The organism is Nonomuraea dietziae (genome assembly GCF_014195505.1).
GTDB lineage: Bacteria > Actinomycetota > Actinomycetes > Streptosporangiales > Streptosporangiaceae > Nonomuraea > Nonomuraea roseola.
In genome coordinates this window covers 7751684-7769724 of record NZ_JACIBV010000001.1, presented here as the reverse complement: position 1 = coordinate 7769724, position 18041 = coordinate 7751684, and the positions used below count along the sequence as shown (strand labels likewise).

15 protein-coding genes are annotated in these 18041 nt (G+C 71.7%); 7 read left to right on the top strand and 8 right to left on the bottom strand.

Annotated elements, in window-relative coordinates; translation table 11 throughout:
• Positions 1-155: 155 nt before the first annotated feature.
• On the bottom strand, positions 156-1997 hold the full coding sequence (gene dnaG, locus FHR33_RS36985) for a DNA primase (protein ID WP_183657983.1): 1842 nt from the start codon (positions 1995-1997) through the stop codon (positions 156-158).
• Positions 1998-2274: 277 nt separating this feature from the next.
• On the opposite strand from dnaG, the gene FHR33_RS36980 reads away from it, so the two are divergent.
• Positions 2275-3189, top strand: a complete 915-nt coding sequence (locus tag FHR33_RS36980; RefSeq protein WP_183660519.1) for a M23 family metallopeptidase — start codon at positions 2275-2277, stop codon at positions 3187-3189.
• Positions 3190-3197: 8 nt separating this feature from the next.
• Here the strand turns inward: FHR33_RS36980 and FHR33_RS36975 are convergent, their stop codons facing one another.
• The gene (locus FHR33_RS36975) at positions 3198-4337 is read right to left on the bottom strand and encodes an NAD(P)/FAD-dependent oxidoreductase (protein ID WP_183657981.1); all 1140 of its coding nucleotides are present in this window, start codon (positions 4335-4337) and stop codon (positions 3198-3200) included.
• A gap of 72 nt (positions 4338-4409) precedes the next feature.
• Positions 4410-5630: a deoxyguanosinetriphosphate triphosphohydrolase gene (locus FHR33_RS36970; protein ID WP_183657979.1), complete on the bottom strand. Its 1221-nt coding sequence runs from the start codon at positions 5628-5630 to the stop codon at positions 4410-4412.
• Positions 5631-5771: 141 nt separating this feature from the next.
• Between FHR33_RS36970 and FHR33_RS36965 the strand changes: the two genes are divergently transcribed.
• The 3 genes from FHR33_RS36965 to FHR33_RS36955 are packed head-to-tail and all read left to right on the top strand — an operon-like array spanning position 5772 to position 10436.
• On the top strand, positions 5772-6494 hold the full coding sequence (locus FHR33_RS36965) for an ABC transporter ATP-binding protein (protein ID WP_183657977.1): 723 nt from the start codon (positions 5772-5774) through the stop codon (positions 6492-6494).
• Positions 6491-8956, top strand: coding sequence for an ABC transporter permease (locus FHR33_RS36960; RefSeq protein WP_183657975.1), 2466 nt, complete (start codon positions 6491-6493; stop codon positions 8954-8956). Before FHR33_RS36965 ends, FHR33_RS36960 begins: the two co-directional genes overlap by 4 nt.
• Before the next feature lie 10 nt (positions 8957-8966).
• Entirely contained in the window at positions 8967-10436 is a 1470-nt protein-coding gene (locus FHR33_RS36955) for a M48 family metallopeptidase (RefSeq protein WP_183657973.1), read from the top strand.
• A 43-nt stretch (positions 10437-10479) separates the two neighbouring features.
• Here the strand turns inward: FHR33_RS36955 and ppdK are convergent, their stop codons facing one another.
• The gene (ppdK, locus tag FHR33_RS36950; protein ID WP_183657971.1) at positions 10480-13113 is read right to left on the bottom strand and encodes a pyruvate, phosphate dikinase; all 2634 of its coding nucleotides are present in this window, start codon (positions 13111-13113) and stop codon (positions 10480-10482) included.
• A 196-nt stretch (positions 13114-13309) separates the two neighbouring features.
• Between ppdK and FHR33_RS52120 the strand changes: the two genes are divergently transcribed.
• Genes FHR33_RS52120 through FHR33_RS36940 form a run of 3 tightly spaced genes read left to right on the top strand, consistent with a single transcriptional unit; the run spans position 13310 to position 13784 of the window.
• Complete coding sequence (locus FHR33_RS52120) at positions 13310-13432, top strand: hypothetical protein (RefSeq protein ID WP_281388217.1); 123 nt, start codon at positions 13310-13312, stop codon at positions 13430-13432.
• Positions 13433-13446: 14 nt separating this feature from the next.
• On the top strand, positions 13447-13644 hold the full coding sequence (locus FHR33_RS36945; RefSeq protein WP_312895892.1) for a cytochrome b N-terminal domain-containing protein: 198 nt from the start codon (positions 13447-13449) through the stop codon (positions 13642-13644).
• On the top strand, positions 13641-13784 hold the full coding sequence (locus FHR33_RS36940; RefSeq protein ID WP_183657965.1) for a hypothetical protein: 144 nt from the start codon (positions 13641-13643) through the stop codon (positions 13782-13784). The genes FHR33_RS36945 and FHR33_RS36940 overlap by 4 nt, the downstream gene beginning before the upstream one ends.
• On the opposite strand, the gene FHR33_RS36935 is transcribed toward FHR33_RS36940, so the two are convergent.
• Genes FHR33_RS36935 through FHR33_RS36920 form a run of 4 tightly spaced genes read right to left on the bottom strand, consistent with a single transcriptional unit; the run spans position 13781 to position 18029 of the window.
• Positions 13781-15250: a serine/threonine-protein kinase gene (locus tag FHR33_RS36935; protein WP_183657962.1), complete on the bottom strand. Its 1470-nt coding sequence runs from the start codon at positions 15248-15250 to the stop codon at positions 13781-13783. The two genes, FHR33_RS36940 and FHR33_RS36935, sit on opposite strands and share 4 nt — an antisense overlap.
• Before the next feature lie 43 nt (positions 15251-15293).
• Complete coding sequence (locus FHR33_RS36930) at positions 15294-16481, bottom strand: sensor histidine kinase (RefSeq protein WP_221241401.1); 1188 nt, start codon at positions 16479-16481, stop codon at positions 15294-15296.
• On the bottom strand, positions 16478-17140 hold the full coding sequence (locus FHR33_RS36925; RefSeq protein WP_183657960.1) for a response regulator transcription factor: 663 nt from the start codon (positions 17138-17140) through the stop codon (positions 16478-16480). Before FHR33_RS36925 ends, FHR33_RS36930 begins: the two co-directional genes overlap by 4 nt.
• 10 nt (positions 17141-17150) lie before the next feature.
• The gene (locus FHR33_RS36920; protein WP_221241400.1) at positions 17151-18029 is read right to left on the bottom strand and encodes a S1C family serine protease; all 879 of its coding nucleotides are present in this window, start codon (positions 18027-18029) and stop codon (positions 17151-17153) included.
• Between the last annotated feature and the right edge of the window lie 12 nt (positions 18030-18041).

Here is an 18041-nt window from a genome sequence, read left to right as displayed (position 1 = left end):
TTGGCCGGAGTTTGATCAGGAAAGAAAAGTCAATTACGCGATCGAGTTTGTCAGCGACGACGCCGAACGCGCCTTTCCGCTGCGCCTGACTTCCCGCCGCGCGCTCGCGCAGGACCCGTGCGCTGCCGCTCGGGTGCGCTGCCGCTCGGGTGCGCCTAACTTCCCGCCGCGCGGTCGCGCAGGACCCTGCGCTGCTGCTCGAGCGCCACCAGCTCGCCGAAGAGCTTGTTGTACTCGGCCTGCTCCTCCACCGGGTTGAGCCGCTGCATGCGCGTCTTGACCTGACTGATCGCCCTGTCGACCGAGACCGCCTCGATGGCGGCCAGCATGGCGGCGCCGTAGCGCTGCTCGATCTCGGCGTCGGCCTGGATCGGCTCCACGGCGAACCTGGTGATCAGCCCGCGCGCCACCTCGTCGGGGGCGTGCTCGATGAGCCTGTCGACCCACTGCCTGCCGCCGTGGCCACCGGCGGAGGTGCCGCCCGCCGCCGCGATGACGGTGTGGACGGTGACGTGGTCGGGGGTGGTGAAGGCCCGGCTCTCCAGCGCGTCGAAGCGGGGGCCCAGCAGGGCGGGACGCTGCACGGCCAGCTTGAGCAGCTCGCCCTCCACCCTGACGTGGGGGTCGATCGGCGCCGCCTTGGGCGCGCGCCGAGGACGGCCCGCCTGTGCGCCCCCCACCTCGGCGATGCGCTGGATGACGAACCGCTCGTCCATGAAGCCGAGCCAGCGGTCGAGGTCGATCGCGTAGCGCTTGCGCAGGCCTGAGTCCTTGATGCCGGCCACGATCGGCGCCGCCGCGTCCAGCGCGGCGATCTTGCCCTCGTTGGTGCGCAGGTCGTAACGGGAGATCGTGCTGCGGATGGCGAACTGGAACAGCGGCTCGCGGCTGGCCACCAGGTCGCGCACCGCCGCGTCACCCTGCTTGACGCGCAGGTCGCACGGGTCGAGCCCGTCGGCCTGGACGGCGACGTAGGTCTGCGTGACGAACTTCTGCTCGTCGGCGAAGGCCCGCAGCGCCGCCTTCTGGCCCGCCGCGTCGCCGTCGAAGGTGAAGATCACCTCGCCGGTCGTCGAGGACTGGTCGAGCAGGAAGCGGCGGAGCATCTTGATGTGCTCCTCGCCGAAGGAGGTGCCGCAGGTCGCCACCGCCGTCGGCACGCCCGCCAGGTGGCAGGCCATGACGTCGGTGTAGCCCTCGACGATCACGGCCTGGGAGCGCTTGGAGATCTCGCGCTTGGCCAGGTCGATGCCGTAGAGGACCTGCGACTTCTTGTAGAGCGGGGATTCGGGGGTGTTGAGGTATTTCGGGCCCTCGTCGGTGTCGAGGAGCTTGCGCGCGCCGAACCCGATGACATCGCCCGTCGCGTCGCGGATCGGCCACATCAGCCGCCCGCGGAAGCGGTCCATGGGGCCGCGCCTGCCCTCCTTGGCCAGGCCGCCCTTGACGATCTCCTGCGCGGTGAAGCCCTTGCCGAGCAGGTGGCGGGTCAGCGCCTCCCACTCGTTGGGCGCGTAGCCCACGCCGAACAGCTCGGCGTCGGCCCGCTCGAAGCCGCGCTCGGACAGGAACCTGCGGCCGGGGGCCGCCTCGGGGGCGAACAGCCGCTCGACGTAGAACTCGGCCGCCACCCTGTGCGCCTCGAGCAGCCTGGCCCGCTCGCCCTGGTCGCGCTTGGGGACGTAGCCGCCCTGCTCGTACTGCAGCTGGATGCCCGCACGCTGGGCCAGCCGCTCGACGGACTCGTGGAAGGACAGGTGCTCGATCTTCTCGACGAAGGTGATGACGTCGCCGCCCTCGCCGCAGCCGAAGCAGAAGTACATCCCGCGCTCGGGCGTGACGTTGAACGACGGGCTCTTCTCGTCGTGGAAGGGGCACAGGCCCTTGAGGTTGCCGCCGCCGGCGTTGCGCAGCTGGATGTGCTCGCCGATGACATCGGCGATCGGGGAGCGCTCACGCACGAGAGCGATGTCGACGTCACGGATCCTGCCTGCCACGCCGCGAGTCTAACGGCGCGCCCCGACAGTTTCCGCCCGCCGCCTGCCGCGGGAGGCCGTCCCCTCCCGCCCGTACGGCAGGCCCGGCCACGCGCCTCCGCCCGGCACGCGGGCCCGCCGTTCAGGGGACGCTCCCCGTGCGCGCGCGGCGGGCGCGGCGACGGCGCCCGTGGCGACGAGAAGCACCGACGGATAACGGCAAAGCGGTCGTGACCACCGTCCCGGTCGGTTACAAAGGTAAAGGTTGTCGTTGGATACGCTGACACAGGTGGAGATCATGCGATCGGGGCGTCTTAGTGCAGTCGTGGTGGGCGCCGTCCTGTTGGCCGGAGGATGCGGGCAGGCCACCGGTGTGGCGGGCGTCAGCATGAGGGCCCCCGCCATGGCGGCCGACCCCAGCGCCGGCCCCAGTGGCGACCCCAGCGCCGCTCCGAGCGGCACCCCGACGGGCGCCACGAGCACGCCGGGCACCGAGCACCAGTCGGGCGTCCAGCGGCCGGCCGCCGCCGATCCCGTCAAGGTGCCGCCGCCGAAGGTGTCCAAGTATGACTACGCCTTCCCCGTGAAGGGCTGCAAGACGAACTACCAGCGCAAGCTGCTCATCATCCCGAAGACGACCATCTGGGCCGCCAGGGGCTGCTCGTTCGTCGCCCCTGTCGACGGGGTGATCGACGAGGTGAACATCAACAACCGCTGGAAGCCCTCCACCGACGTGGGCTCCGACCGCGAGGGCCGGTTCGTCTCGATCATCGGCGAGGACGGCGTCCGCTACCTCGGCGGCCACCTCGACTCGGTCACCGAGGGCCTCGCGCCGGGCGCGAAGGTGAAGGCGGGGCAGGAGCTCGGCAAGGTGGGCAACACGGGCAACGCCCGCGACACCGCCCCGAACCTCTACTTCGCTATCTCGTGGAAGACCGGCCCCGCCTACTGGTGGGTGCGGCGGGGCATGGTCGAGCCGTGGGACTACCTCGACGCGTGGCTGAAGGGCAACCCCACGCTCTCCCCCAAGGAGGAGACGTTCAAGCTGCGCCGCAAGCTCGGCGAGACGCCCGCGTGCACCACGCTGTGCTCCTCCAGGTCCGCCTCCTCTCCTCCTCAGGAGGAGGAGAAGGAGAAGGAGCGCAAGAAGAAGCCGAGCACTCCCACGCAGACGCCGACCCCGCCGCCGCTCAACGACACGGGCACGCTGTAGCAGGGCGCTCAGTCCTGCGGGGGCAGCGGCCCGCCTGAGCGGATGAGCCGCTGGATGTCGTCGACGACGTCCCAGACGTTGACGTTCATCCCGGCGATCACCCTGCCCTCGCGCAGCCAGTAGGCGATGAACTCCAGCTCCTCGCCCCTGATGACGACCTGGTCGTAACCCCTGGTGTCGCCGCTGAACTCCATGCCGAGGTCGAACTGGTCGGTGTAGAAGTACGGCACGCGGTCGTAGACCACCTCCTGCCCGAGCATCGACCTGGCCGCCGCGGGGCCGCCGTTGAGCGCGTTGGCCCAGTGCTCGACGCGCAGCCGCCTGCCGTAGAGGGGGTGGTAGGACTCCGCTACGTCTCCCGCGGCGTAGACGTCGGGGTGGGAGGTGCGCAGCGCGGCGTCGGTGAGGATGCCGTCGCCCACCTCGAGCCCCGCCTCGCGGGCCAGGTTCACGTTGGGGGCGGCGCCGACGCCCGCGACGACCAGGTCGGCGGGCAGCCGCTCGCCCGTGCCGAGCCGTACGCCGTCCGCTTCGACCTCCTCGGCGGAGACACCGAGCCGCAGGTCCACGCCGTGGCGGCGGTGGACGTGCGCGAAGACCTCGCCGAGCTCGGGGCCGAGCACCCTGTGCAGCGGGGTGGGCGCGGGTTCGACGACGGTGACCTCGCAGCCCGCCTCCCGCGCCGCCGCGGCGCTCTCCAGCCCGATCCAGCCCGCCCCGATGATCACCACTCTGCCGCCCGCGGCGAAGCCCGCCTTGAGCGCCTCGCTGTCGGCCACGGTCCGCAGCGTGTACGCCTGGCCCGGCAGGGTGCGGGGGCTCGCGCCGGTGGTGATGAGGAGCTTGTCGTACGACATGCGTGAGCCGTCGTCGAGCGCGACCTCGTGCGCGTCCAGCGCGATGCCGGTGACGGTGACCCCGAGCCGCAGGTCGATCTCCTGGTCGGCGTACCAGTAGGGCGGATGGACGAAGATCTTCTCCCGCTCGCTCCTGCCCTGCAGGTAGCCCTTGGAGAGCGGGGGCCGCTCGTAGGGCCGCTCCTCCTCGGCGCCGATGAGCACGACCTCGCCGTCGAAGCCCTCTTCCCGCAGCGTCTGCGCGGCCTTGGCTCCTGCGAGCCCCGCGCCGACGATCACAAAGGTTGCCATGTTCGGAGTATCGTCCCTCGCGGTCGCGCTAGCGGGCCGACTCTCGGAACCACCCGTCAAGGACCCGGACGGTCAGCGGGACAGGCGGCGGTGCCAGGCGACGGCAGAGGTGTCGGTGAGCGAGGCGATCTGGTCGATCACCACGCGCACCCTGGCGGCGTCGTTCTCCGCGCCGGTGAAGGCGGGCCTGAAGGCGGGTTCGAGCGTGTAGGGCGCGCCGAGCGTGATGAGCGAGGCCAGCTCCGAGATCAGCTCGCGCTGCCTGGCCTGGTTGGCGTGGTGGTCGTCGGTGGTCATGACGTAGTGCGCGGTGACACCCTTGAGCAGCGCGCACTCCAGCCGCGTCGCCCGCGGCACGACGAGGTCGGCGTGATGGCGGTAGCCGAAGGCCTCCTTGGTCGCGGCCTCGGCCGACCGGCAGAAGCGGCCGATGAGGCCGCTGGTCAGGGCCTTGAGCCCGGCCAGGTCGGCGAGCGTGGCCTCGAAGCGGCGGGGCCAGAGCGGGAAGTCCAGCAGCCGGTCGAAGGCCTGCTCGAGCTCGGCGCAGGTGGCGTCGGGAACGTACCAGGTGCGGGTCAGCTCGCAGACGGCCTCGCGCTCGGTCGGCGAGTGCAGCGCGTTGGGGGTGACGTGGCCCGAGTGGAGCGCGTCCTCCAGGTCGTGGACGGAGTAGGCGACGTCGTCGGCCCAGTCCATGATCTGCGCCTCGAAGCTCACCCGCTTGCTGGGCGCGCCGTCCCTGATCCACTCGAAGACGGGCAGGTCGTCGTCGTAGACGCCGAACTTGCCCGCTCCCGCGCGCGGCCACGGATACTTCACCGAGGCGTCGAGCGAGGCCCTGGTGAGGTTGAGACCCGCGCTGCCGCCCTCGCTCGTCAGCACCTTGGCCTCGAGTCTGGTGAGCAGCCGCAGGCTCTGCGCGTTGCCCTCGAAGCCGCCGCACGAGGCGGCCAGCTCGTCGAGCGCGCTCTCGCCGTTGTGGCCGAAGGGCGGGTGGCCGAGGTCGTGGGCCAGGCAGGCGGTCTCGACCAGGTCGGGGTCGACGCCGAGCGTGGCGCCCATCTCTCTGCCGACCTGGGCGCACTCCAGGGAGTGGGTGAGCCTGGTGCGCGGGATGTGCTGGCCGACCCCGAGGGTCTCCGCGGGCCCCACCACCTGGGTCTTGGCCGCCAGCCTGCGCAGGGCGGAGCTGTGGAGCACCCTGGCCCTGTCGCGCTCGAACGCGCCCCTGTCGGGGTTGCCGAGCGGCTCGGGAACCCATCGTTCCTGGTCATGGTCGCTGTATTGGCCCATAAGTGCTGTGAGTGTACCCATCCGCACCGAAGGCTCACTGCAGCTGGCTGTAGCACCGTCTCGGCAGGTGGCCGGATTCTGCTTTCTTGATCCTTTTTCTAGCGTCATGGTCATGAGATTTCGGATGAAGAGGCGGCACTCGTGAGCGACGTCGTCACCCTTGAGCGGGTCACCAGGTCGTACGGGAGCGTCACCGCGCTCGACGACGTCTCGCTCGGCTTTCCCCGTGGCAGGTTCGTGGCCGTGATGGGCCCTTCGGGCTCGGGCAAGAGCACGCTGCTGCAGTGCGCCGCCGCGCTGGACACCCCGACGTCCGGCACGGTCAGGATCGGCGGCGTGACCGTCAGCGGGCTGAACGAGACCAGGCGCACGGAGGTGCGCAGGAAGCATGTCGGCTTCGTCTTCCAGTCCTACAACCTGCTGCCCTCCATCACCGTCGAGGAGAACCTCACCCTGCCGCTGCGGCTGGCGGGCGTGCGCCCTGACAGGGCGTGGCTGTCGGAGCTGGTCGAGAGGGTGGGGCTCGGGGGGCGGCTGCGCCGCAGGCCCGCCGAGCTGTCCGGCGGGCAGCAGCAGCGCGCCGCGCTCGTCCGCGCGCTGGCCGCCAGGCCCGACGTCGTCTTCGCCGACGAGCCCACGGGGGCGCTCGACCTGCGCAGCGCGGCGGAGGTGCTGGGGCTGCTGCGCGAACTGGTCGACGAGCTGGGCCAGACGGTGATCATGGTGACCCACGATCCCGCCGCCGCGGCGCGGGCCCACGAGACGCTGGTGATGGCCGACGGCAGGGTGGTGGACCTGCTGTCCGCGCCCGCCCCCGAGGAGCTGGCGGTACGGCTGACGCGCCTGAACGGAGTGCTGACGTGATCAGGACGGCGCTGGCCATGTCGGGCCTCGGCGGCCTCGTCGTGGCCTTCTTCGCGGTCTTCGGCGGGATGGCGCTGGTGACGGGGACCGGCGTGATCGTCGAGTCGGGCCTGCGGTCGCAGGTGAACTCGACGCGGCTCACCGGGGCCGACGTGGTGGTCTCCGCCCGGCAGCTGGTCCCGAGGAAGGAGGACCTGCCGGTGGCGCTCCCCGAACGCGCCACGCTCCCCTCCTCGATCGTGGACAGGCTGTCGCGGCTGCCCGGCGTCGAGTCCGCCGTGGGCGACCTGAGCTTCCCCGCCGCCGTCGTTCCAGGGCAGCCGAGCACGTCCGGTGCTGTCACCCCCGGCACGAGCGGGAGTACCGGCCCCGCCGATCCGGCGGCGGCGGGACACGGATGGTCGTCGCTGGCGTTTTCGGGCGGCAAGGCGGTCGAGGGCGCCCCGCCGAGGCGGGACGGCGAGCTGGCCATGGCGGGCGCGCGCGTCGGGCAGGAGGTACGGGTGGTCGCGGGCGGCCGTCCTGGCCGCTACCGGGTGACGGCCGTGATCGACGCGCCCGGCCTGTACTTCGCCGACTCCACCGCCGCCGAGCTGTCGGGAAGGAGCGGCAGGGTCGATCTCGTGGCGCTCCGCGCCGGGCGGGGCATCACCGCGCAGACCGTGGCGGCCGAGGCGGAGCGGCTGCTCGGCGACCGCTACGTGATCTCCACCGGTGGCGCGAGGGGCGACGCCGAACGGCCCGGCACCGCCGCCGCGCGCGGCATGCTCATCGCGCTACCCGCCTCGATCGGCGGCATCAGCCTGATCACGGTCGGGTTCGTGATCGGCGGAGGACTGTCGCTCTCGGTCAACAGGCAGCGCCGCGACCTCGCGCTGCTGCGCGCGGCGGGCGCCACTCCCCGCCAGGTCAGGCGGCTGGTCGCGGTCCAGGGCTGCGTCGCGGCGCTGGCCGCGCTGCCGCCCGGCGCCGCGCTCGGCTACTACCTGGCCGCCCGCCTGGGCGAGCTGCTGGAGGGCACGGGGGCACTGCCGCCCGACCTGCCCCTGACGTACGGCCCGCTGCCCGCCGTGGCCGCCGCCGTCCTGCTGTTCGGCGTGGTCAGGCTCGCGGCGTGGACCGCCTCGCTGAAGGCGTCGCGGATGCCGCCCGTCTCGGCCGTCGCCGAGTCCAAAGCCGAGCCCCGCGTGCCGTCCAGGGTGCGGACGGGGGGCGGCCTGCTGCTCATGCTGGTCGCGCTGGGGCTGTCGGCCACGCCGCTGCTGGTCCGCGGCGAGATCGCCGGGCTCGGCCCCGCCACCGCCGCCCTGCTCGCGATCGTCGGGCTCGCCCTGGCGGGGCCCATGCTGGTGCAGGCGGCCATGGGGGCGCTGGCGCGGCGGCTGCCGTCCGGGCTGTCGGCGCCCCTGTGGCTGGCGGTCACCAACACCCACGGCTACGCGCTCAGGACGGCGGGCGCCGTCGCCGCTCTCGGCATGATGGTCACGCTCGGGCTCAGCGTCGTGCTGACCCAGACCACGATCAGCCAGGCCAAGGCGGACGAGGTGAACGCGGGCCTGGCCGACGTCGCCTCGGTCTCCGCGCCGAGGCTGGGGGGCGTCCCGCACGGCCTGCTCGACGACGTGCGCGCCCTTCCGGGCGTCATGGCCGCCGCCCCCGCCTCGACGACCACGGTGCTGACCCGCTCGCTGGCCGTGGGGGACGATCCCGGCCTGCACGCCAGGACCGCCATGATCCTGGGACCCGAGGCCGGGGGCGTCGTCGACCTCGGCGTGGTCGAGGGCAGCATGGGCGAGCTCAAGGGCGACACCGTCGCGCTCGACGCCGACCTGGGCGAGGTCGGCGAGCGCCTAGACCTGCTCATGGGAGACGGCACGCCGGTGCGGGCGCGCGTGGTCGCGACGTACTCGCGGGCCCTCGGCTTCGGCGCGCTGGTGCTCTCGCGCGACCTGGCCGCGGGACACACGACCACGGGCCTCGACGCGGAAATCCTGGTGCGGCCCGCCGCGGCCGACCTCTCCTCCTTGGCCAAGACCTGGCCTGGAGCGGAGGTGTCGCGGCGGGCGGCCGCCTCGATCGCGGACGCGGACGCCACGCAGGGGCTGGTGAACATCGCGGTGCTCGCCGTGCTGATCGGCTATGTGCTGGTGTCGGTCGCCAACCGGCTGGTGGCCACGACCACGGGCAGGGTCGAGGAGCTGCTGGCGCTGCGGCGGCTGGGCGCGACGCCCGGTCAGGTCAGGCGGATGCTGCGTTGGGAGTCGCTGGTCATCGCGCTCGCCGCCTGCGCCGCGGGGCTGGTGCTCGCGGGCGTGCCGCTGGTCATGCTGAGCGTCGGATTCCTCGGCAGGCCGTGGCCCGCGGGCCCGCTGTGGCTGGTGCCCGCGAGCGTGCTCGTGGTCGCCCTGGTGGTGTGGGCCGCGGTCAACCTGCCGGTCAGAAGGCGGCATCTCGCCCTATAAGGTCATCGGCGTGACCACCGCGTTCCGTGCCGTGCTGGCCTTCACCCTCCTTGCCGGCTTCTACGTGCTCGTCGGCCTGATCCTGGCCGCCGCCGTCTTCTTCGACGTCCTGCTGTTCGTCGACTTCCACGCCAGGGGCCTCCAGGTCGCGATCGTGCTCACGCTCGCGGCGGGCGCGCTGGTGCGGGCGCTGTGGATGGTCAGCCGCAGGCGCCAGGGCGAGGAGCCCGGGCTGGCGGTCGGCAGGGAGCAGGAGCCCGAGCTGTGGCGGACGGTCGAGGAGCTGGCGCAGCGGGTCAAGACCGCTCCGCCCGACGAGATCAGGCTGGTCGCGGAGGTCAACGCCGCCGTCGCTGAGGACACCCGCTTCCTCGGCCTGTCGTCGTCGAAGCGGCGCATGTACATCGGGCTGCCGCTGCTCCAGACCCTCACGCTGGACGAGGCGCGGGCGGTGCTCGGGCACGAGCTCGGCCACTACTCCGGCGCGCACACCCGCCTCGGCGCGCCGGTCTACCGGGGCAGGGTCGCGCTGATCGCGACCGTGCAGGGGCTCGGCGACCACCCCTTCATCCGGCGGCTGTTCCTGGCCTACACCAAGCTCTACCTGCGCGTCTCCCAGGCGGTGTCGCGACGGCAGGAGCTGGAGGCCGACTCCTTCGCCGTCGCGATCGCCGGGCGGGCGGCGATGTCGAACGCGCTCACCAAGGTCCGCGACACGGCGCGGGCCTGGCAGCTGTTCACCGAGGACTACCTGTCGATGACCGGCATCGCGGGCAACAGGCCCGCCTCGGTCTTCGGCGGGTTCCGCGCCCTGGTCGGCGACCCCGTGCGACAGGCCGAGCTGGCCAGGCTCGCCGAGCAGCCTGAGGAGAGCTCGCCGTACGACTCGCACCCGAGCCTGGGCGAGCGCCTGGCCGCGATCGCGCTGCTGCCCGAGCCCCCGCACGTCCCCGACCCTCGCCCCGCCACCGTGCTGCTGCGCGACGCCTCGGTGGCCGCACACGCCCTCGAGCAGTCTTTCTGGACCCAGGAGGCGCTGGCCATGCGGCCGGTGTCCTGGGAGGACCTGGTGGCGCGCGGGATGTACACGGCGGTGAACGAGGAGGCGCTGCGCGACCTGGCCGTGGCGGGGCAGCGGGTGATGGGGGCCGCGCGGCCGTACCTCGACGCCGCCTTCGAGGCGCTGGCGCGCGGTCAGCGGGCCGCGCTGGAGGGCGAGCTGCGCGGCCTCGGCTGGGAGCCCTCGGAGAAGCTGCTCGCGTCGGTGCTCGGCAGGGCGCTGGAGGCGACCCTCATCCAGCACGACCAGGCGCGCTGGGCGCTGTCGTGGTCGGGGCCCGCCAGGCTGCTGTTCGAGGACGGCGAGGAGGTGCTGGTGGCCGACTACGCCGCCCAGGTCGTCGCCGACCCGTCGGGTGTGCAGGGCATGCGCTCGTGGCTGGCGGGCCTGGGCGTGAAGCCCGACTTCGTGCCGGCCTGACAAGCGCCGGACCCCCGGCAGGCCGGGGGTCCGGGCGCGACGGTCAGCGGGTGTCGGAGGCGCTCTCCTGCAGGGCGGCGCGGGCCGCCTCCAGGCGGGCGACGGGAACCCTGAAGGGCGAGCACGACACGTAGTCGAGCCCGGCCTCGTGGCAGAAGTGGACCGAGTCGGGATCGCCGCCGTGCTCGCCGCAGATGCCGAGCTTGAGGTCGGGCCTGGCCTTCCTGCCCTCCTCCGCCGCGATCCTGACCAGGCGGCCGACGCCGTCCCTGTCGAGGGTCTCGAACGGGGAGACGCCGAAGATGCCCAGCTCCAGGTAGCGGGAGAAGAAGGCGGCCTCGACGTCGTCGCGGGAGAAGCCCCACGCCATCTGCGTCAGGTCGTTGGTGCCGAAGGAGAAGAACTGCGCGGCCTCGGCGATCTGTCCCGCCGTGAGCGCGGCCCTGGGCGTCTCGATCATGGTGCCGACGAGCGCGTCGACACCGACCTCGGCCAGGATGCCGGCCGCCTCCTCGCGTACCGCCTCCAGCTCCTGTACGGCGGCGACCAGCGGGATCATGATCTCGGGCCTGGCGCCCCGAACCTCGCGGGCGGCCTCGGCGATGGCCCTGACCTGCATGGCGAACAGGCCGGGGATGACCAGGCCGAGCCTTACTCCCCTGAGGCCGAGCATCGGGTTCTGCTCGTGCAGCCGCTTGACGGCGACCAGCAGGGCGCGCTCCTTGTCCGAGGCGTCGCCCTTGGCCACCTTCACCGACAGCTCCACCAGGTCGGGAAGGAACTCGTGCAGCGGCGGGTCGATGAGCCTGATCGTCACCGGCAGGCCGTCCATGGCCTGGAAGATCTCGATGAAGTCGCTCTTCTGGAGGGGTTCGAGCGCGTCGAGGGCGGACTGCCGCTCCTCCTCGGAGGAGGCGAGCACCAGATCCTCGACCAGCTGACGGCGATCGCCGAGGAACATGTGCTCGGTGCGGCACAGCCCGATGCCCGCCGCCCCGAAGCGCCTGGCGCGCGCGGAGTCCTCGGCGTTGTCGGCGTTGGCCCGCACGCCGAGCGTGCGCACCTCGTCGGCGTGCTTCATGATCCGGTCCACCGCGCGGACCAGGTCGTCCTGCGGGGCGGCGCCCTCGAAGTACTCGACCACCGCCGAGTCCATGACCGGCACCTCGCCGAGGAAGACCTCGCCCGTGGAGCCGTCGATGGAGATGACGTCGCCCTCGTTGACGGTGACCCCGCCCGGCGCGGTGAAGCTGCGCGAGGAGGTGGAGACCTCCAGTTCCTCGGCCCCGCAGACGCACGTCTTGCCCATGCCGCGCGCGACCACGGCCGCGTGCGAGGTCTTGCCGCCGCGCGAGGTCAGCACACCCCTGGCGGCGATCATGCCGGACAGGTCGTCGGGGTTGGTCTCGCGCCTGACCAGGATGACGTCCTCGCCCTGCCCTGCCAGCTCGATGGCGCGCTCGGAGGTGAAGACGGCCTTGCCCACCGCGGCGCCCGGGGAGGCGTTCATGCCCTTGGTGAGAAGCCTGCGCTCGCCCTCCGAGGAGAAGCGGGGGAACATCAGCTGGGCGAGCTGGTCGCCCGTGATCCTGGTGACCGCCTCGTCGATGCTGATGAGGCCCTGGTCGACCAGCTGGGTGGCGATGCAGAACGCGGCGGCGGCGGTGCGCTTGCCGACCCTGGTCTGCAGCATCCAGAGCTTGCCGCGCTCGATGGTGAACTCGATGTCGCACAGGTCGCGGTAGTGGTTCTCGAGCTTCTCCATGATCTGCAGCAGCTCGTCGTAGGATCGCTTGTCGATGCGCTCGAGCTCCTGCAGCGGGATGGTGTTGCGGATGCCGGCGACGACGTCCTCGCCCTGGGCGTTCTGCAGGTAGTCGCCGTAGAGGCCCTGACGGCCCGAGCCGGGGTCACGGGTGAAGGCCACGCCCGTGCCCGAGTCCTCGCCGAGGTTGCCGAAGACCATGGCCACGATGTTCACCGCGGTGCCCAGGTCGGCGGGGATGCGCTCCTGGCGGCGGTAGAGGATGGCGCGGGGAGCGTTCCACGAGTCGAAGACGGCCATGACGGCCAGGCGCATCTGGTCGCGCGGGTCGGAGGGGAAGTCCTTGCCCGTCTCCGAGCGGACGATGCCCTTGAAGGTCTCGACCAGCGCCTGCAGCTCCTCCGCCGACAGGTCGGTGTCCTGGCGGGAGCCCTTGAGCGACTCGAGGGCGTGCTCGAACAGGTCGCCGTCGATGCCGAGGACGGTCTTGCCGAACATCTGGATGAGCCTGCGGTAGGAGTCCCAGGCGAAGCGCTCGTTGCCGCCGGCCTGCTTGGCCAGGCCGTGCACGGACTCGTCGTTGAGCCCGATGTTCAGCACCGTCTCCATCATGCCCGGCATCGAGAACTTGGCGCCTGAGCGAACGCTGACCAGCAGCGGGTCGTCGGCCTGACCGAGCTTCTTGCCCATCGCGGACTCCAGCGCCGCCAGGTGCTCGGCGACCTCCGCCTCGAGCCCGTCAGGCACCGCGCCCTCCGCCAGGTAGTGGCGGCACGCCTGAGAGGTGATCGTGAATCCAGGGGGGACGGGCAGTCCGAGATTGGTCATCTCGGCCAGATTGGCGCCCTTACCCCCGAGAAGATCCTTGAGATCCTTGTTGCCCTCGGTGAAGTCGTAAACGTACTTGGCCACCACAACTCCTTTGTGAACGCCTCCGTCCCGGACTCTACCGATAAAGACCGACTTGAAACTGCACCCCTTGGTTAAGTCCACGTTTCACCAGGTCAGGCAGTATTCACCGGTCTAATCCACTGAAATTCAAGTGGTTTATACCAATTGGTGTAAACCAATTTCTTGAACCTCGCCATATGCGGCGCACAATCGCGTCATGGCCACCCCCACCCGGCTCGAAAGGCTCCTGGCGGGCTCCGCGCGCGCGGCGACAGGCACGGCGAGCTATCTGGACGACCGGCTGGGCCTCGGCCGCCGGCTCGCAGGCCGCGCGAGCTGACCTGGATGATCGGCGTGACGCTCTTCGCCCTGGTGCTGTTCGAGTCGTTCCCCGGCGTCTCGTTACCCGCCGACCAGCTCGGCGGGACGGGCCTGCGCCAGGCCGGCAGCCCGCTGCTGTCGATCCCCCTGGTCGGCACCCACCTGTCGGCGTTCCTGTTCGGAGGGGACCGGGCGCCGCCCCCGCCCGCACCGCCCTCGGGATCACGGTGATCACGTTGTTCACCGTGGTCTGGGCGGCCACGTGGACCGCCCACCCCGTCGTCCTGTACGGCCTGCGCGTCGCCGTCCTCGTGCTTCCGCCCCTCGCCTACGCCGTCACGCTGGCGGTGTGCAGGGCCAGGGGCCGCTAGCGCAGGCCCGCGCCCTTGAGGAAGTCCGTCAGCGGACCGTTCCTGAGCTTGCCCTTGCGCAGATCCTTGAACAGGTCACGGGTCAGGCCCAGGACCTTGTCCTGAGCCGCGCTCTCGTCACCCGCCACCGCCGCCCTGGCCGCCTCGCGGATCTGCTCGTGCGCCTTGGCGGCGGTCTTCGGGTCGATGCCGCCCTCGGCCTCCTGCAGCAGGACAGCCCTGTCGAACTCACCGAGCCACTTCTGCCAGCCGCCGGAGGGCGTGTAGGCCTTGGTCTCGCCGTCGTCGCCGCCTTCGTCGTCCTCCGGCTCGGGCGAGCCCGTCTCCCGCAGCGACTCCACCGGGGTCGGTGAGGGGGTCGGCTCAGGCGCGGGCTGCGTGGCGGGCGTGGAGACGGGCGCGTTCGTGGGCGTCGGGGACGGCGTGCCCGAGCGGCCGTTGAGCAGCGTCACGCCGAGAGCCACCGCCGCGATCACCGCCACACCGGCCACCGCCTGCAGGATCAGCCGCCTGTTCTGCCGGCTCGGCCCGGAGGGGGCGGGAGGCTCGGCCGCCCACGCGCCCGTCACCGGCATCGTGGCGCCCCTGCGCGGGTCCGCCGTCGCCGCGGCGTCGGGCGCCGGCATGACGGCCGTGGGATTCGGGGCCGTCGCGGCGGGGAAGGCGAAGGCCGCGAAGGCCTGCCGTACCTGCTCTGCGTTGGCGGGACGGCCTGCGGGCTCCTTGGCGAGCATGGCGACGATGAGCCTGTCCAGCCCCGCAGGCACGTCGGGCCTGATCTGGGCGGGCGGCACGGGCGGCTCGAAGATGTGCTTGCGCATCAGGTCGGCGGCCCCGCCCGAGAAGGGCGGCTGCCCGCACAGCAACTCGTAGGCGACGCAGCCGAGGGCGTAGAGGTCGGAGGCCGCGGTGCCCGCCTCCCCGTTGATCTGCTCGGGGGCGAGGTAGGCGGCGGTGCCGACGACCGTGCCGACCGTCGTGAGGCGGGAGGTCTCGCTGGCCACCTGGGCGATGCCGAAGTCGACGATCTTGAGGGTGCCGTCGGCCGTCCTGTGCAGGTTGGCGGGCTTGATGTCGCGGTGGATCACCCCGGCCTTGTGCGCGGCGTCGAGGCCGGAGGCGGCCTGGCTCATCAGGCGGCACACCTCGGCGATGCCGTACCTGTGGCCGTCGGTCAGCTCGTCGGCCAGGCTGCGGCCCGTCAGCAGCTCCATCACCAGGTAGGGGCGGCCGTCCTGCTCACCGGTGTCGAAGACGGTGACCACGTTGGAGTGCACGATCTGCGCCGCGGCCCTCGCCTCGCGGGCGAAGCGCTCGCGGGCGGCGGGCTGTGTCACCTGTGGCGCGAGGATCTTGACGGCCACCGCCCTGCCGGTCCGCGGGTCGTGTCCCCGCCAGACCTCGCCCATACCGCCGCGCCCGATCGGCTCGTCCAGCTGGTAGCGCCCGTCCAGCATTTCCGGCATATATCCCGCCAATGACTCAGATTTCCTCGTATTCCGAGCCAACCTATATGTTCACGACACCAGCGAGGGGATTGATCGTCGGCACCGGGCTCTCGGCACCCTCGCGCGACGGCAGCCAGAGCACGAACGTGCTGCCCTCGCCCAACTGGGAGAAGACCGCCACCCGCCCTCCGTGCGACTCCACGATCTGCCTGACGATCGCCAGGCCAAGCCCGGTGTGCCGGTCCCTGCGGCTGGCCTCGCCGCGCCAGAACCTGTCGAAGACGCGCGGCCTGTCCTCCTCGGAGAGGCCGGGGCCCCCGTCGCGGACGGCCGTCCAGAGCCAGCCGCCCTGCCTGCCCGCCGCCACCTCGACCGTGCCGCCGGGGGGCGAGAGCCGTACGGCGTTGGACAGCAGGTTGGCCACCGCCCTGCGCAGCGCGTCGTGATCGCCTGTCATGGGCAGCTCGCCGGTCAGCGACCTGGTCAGCGTGAGGCCGCGGGCCTGAGCCAGCGCGGTGTACTCCTCGGCGGCCTCGTCGGCCACCTGGGCCAGGTCGAGGTCGCTGTCGGCGAAGGCGGTGCCCTGGCGCCTGGCGCTGGCCAGCAGATCCTCCACCAGCCTGGTCATGCGCGTGGTCGCGCGGTCCACGATGGCGACCGCGCGGACCCGCTCCTCCTCGGTGGCCTCGGGCGAGGCCAGGACCGCGTCGACGTTGGTCCTGATGATCGTCAACGGGCTGCGCAGCTCGTGCGAGGCGTCGTCGATGAGCTGGCGCTGCGCCCTGAAGGCCTCCTCCAGCCTGTCGAGCATCGTGTCGACGGTGTCGGCCAGGTCGCGCAGCTCGTCCTTCGGTCCTTCGAGCCTGATCCTCCTGGACAGGTCGGTGGCCTGGATCTCGTCGGTGGTGCGGGTGATCGCCCTGACCGGGCGCAGCACCCTGCCCGACAGGATCCAGCCGATGAGGAGGCTGGCCACGAAGAGGAAGGCGAGCGTGGCCAGGGAGTAGTCGCGCAGCGTGGCCATCGTCTTGACGTTGATGGCGTTCTCGACCTCCTCGACGAAGACCACCGGGGCCTTGCCCAGGTACTCGCCGTTGGAGCGGTAGGTCTTGGCGTACTCGGTGGTGTAGGGGCGCTGCTCGGTCGAGGCGGACACCACGTAGTAGATGCCGCCCAGAACCAGAGCGGCCAGCGTGAACAGCAGCGCCGAGTAGAGCACGGTCATCCTGAACCTGATGGTGTGGATCACGCGTCCTCCCTCAGCCGGTACCCCCTGCTGATCACCGTCTCGATCAGCCCCTCCTCCTGCAGCTTGCGGCGCAGGTTGCCGACCGTGACGCGGACGGTGTTGGTGAAGGGGTCGGCGTGCTCGTCCCACACGTGCTCCAGCAGCTCCTCGCTGGAGACCACATGGCCCGGCTTGGTCATGAGGTAGTGCAGCACGCCGTACTCCTTGGGGGTCAGCGCCAGCGACCTGCCGCCGAGCGAGACCTCCATGCGCGCGGTGTCGATCCGCAGCGCTCCCACCTCGAGCACGGAGGTCCCGCCGGTCTCTCTGCGCAGCAGCGCCCGCACCCTGGCCAGCAGCTCGGGAAAGGCGAACGGCTTGACCAGGTAGTCGTCCGCGCCCTCGTCCAGGCCCCTGACCCTGTCGTCGAGGCGGTCGCGGGCGGTCACCATGATGATCCGCACCCCGCTTCCCGAGGCCCTGGCCGTACGGCAGAGCTGGAAGCCGTCGCCACCTGGCAGGTTCAGGTCGAGCAGCACCAGGTCATAGGTGTTCACCTGGAGCTTCTCCGCCGCCGAGGGGGCGTCGTAGGCGACGTCCACGGCGTAGCCGGCCCGGATCAGGCCGACACGCAACGCGTCGACCAGGTCCTCCTCGTCTTCGACGACCAGTAGTCGCATGCTGTGCACCCTAGTTTCGGATGATGCTTTCCGCGATCGGAGCGGCTCTGTCGATCGGAATCGCGAAGCCGATCCCGATGTTGCCTCCGCCCCTGCTCGTCGCGATCGCGGTGTTCACCCCCACCACCTCTCCCCTGGCGTTGACCAGCGGGCCACCGGAGTTGCCCGGGTTGATGGAGGCGTCGGTCTGTACGGCGGTGCGCCTGCTGCTGCCGCCCAGCCCCACCTCCCTGTCCAGAGCGCTGACGATGCCCGCGGTCACCGTCCCCGACAGGCCGAGAGGGGGGCCGATGGCCAGCACCTGGTCGCCGACGGCCAGCTCGCTCGACCTGCCGAGCCTGGCGGGGGTGAGGCCCGAGGCGTCTCCGACCCTCAGGACGGCCAGATCCTCGTCCTCGTCCTCGCCGACCACCGTGGCGCCCAGCCTGCGTCCGTCGTTCAACACCACGGTAGCGGTGCTGCCGCGGCCGACGACATGGGCGTTGGTCAGCACGTGGCCGCTGCCGTCGATCACGAAGCCCGAGCCGCTGCCCCTCCTGGTCTCGACGGAGACCACGCTGGGCAGCACCTGGGCGGCGGTGGCGCTGAGCGCCTGTGCCGGTGTCCTGCCCTGTCCCTGGCCCTGCCCCTGGCCTGGGGGCTGGGCGGCGGGGACGCGGGGCAGGGCCGCGGGGGCGGGCTCGGACCCTTCGATGAGCCGCGCCCCCGCGACACCCGCCGCCCCGCCGGTGAGCGCGGCGACGAGCGCGGCGGTCACCAGGAGGCGGCCTCTGGGGGCGGCCGCCACCCTGCCGTCCGCGACAGGCGTTGGTGGCGGCGGCCCCTGCTGGTGCCCGGGCAGCGTGCCCGAGCGGAAGTCGGGGCCTCGCGGCTCGCCCAGACCGTTCATGGCGTGATCCCT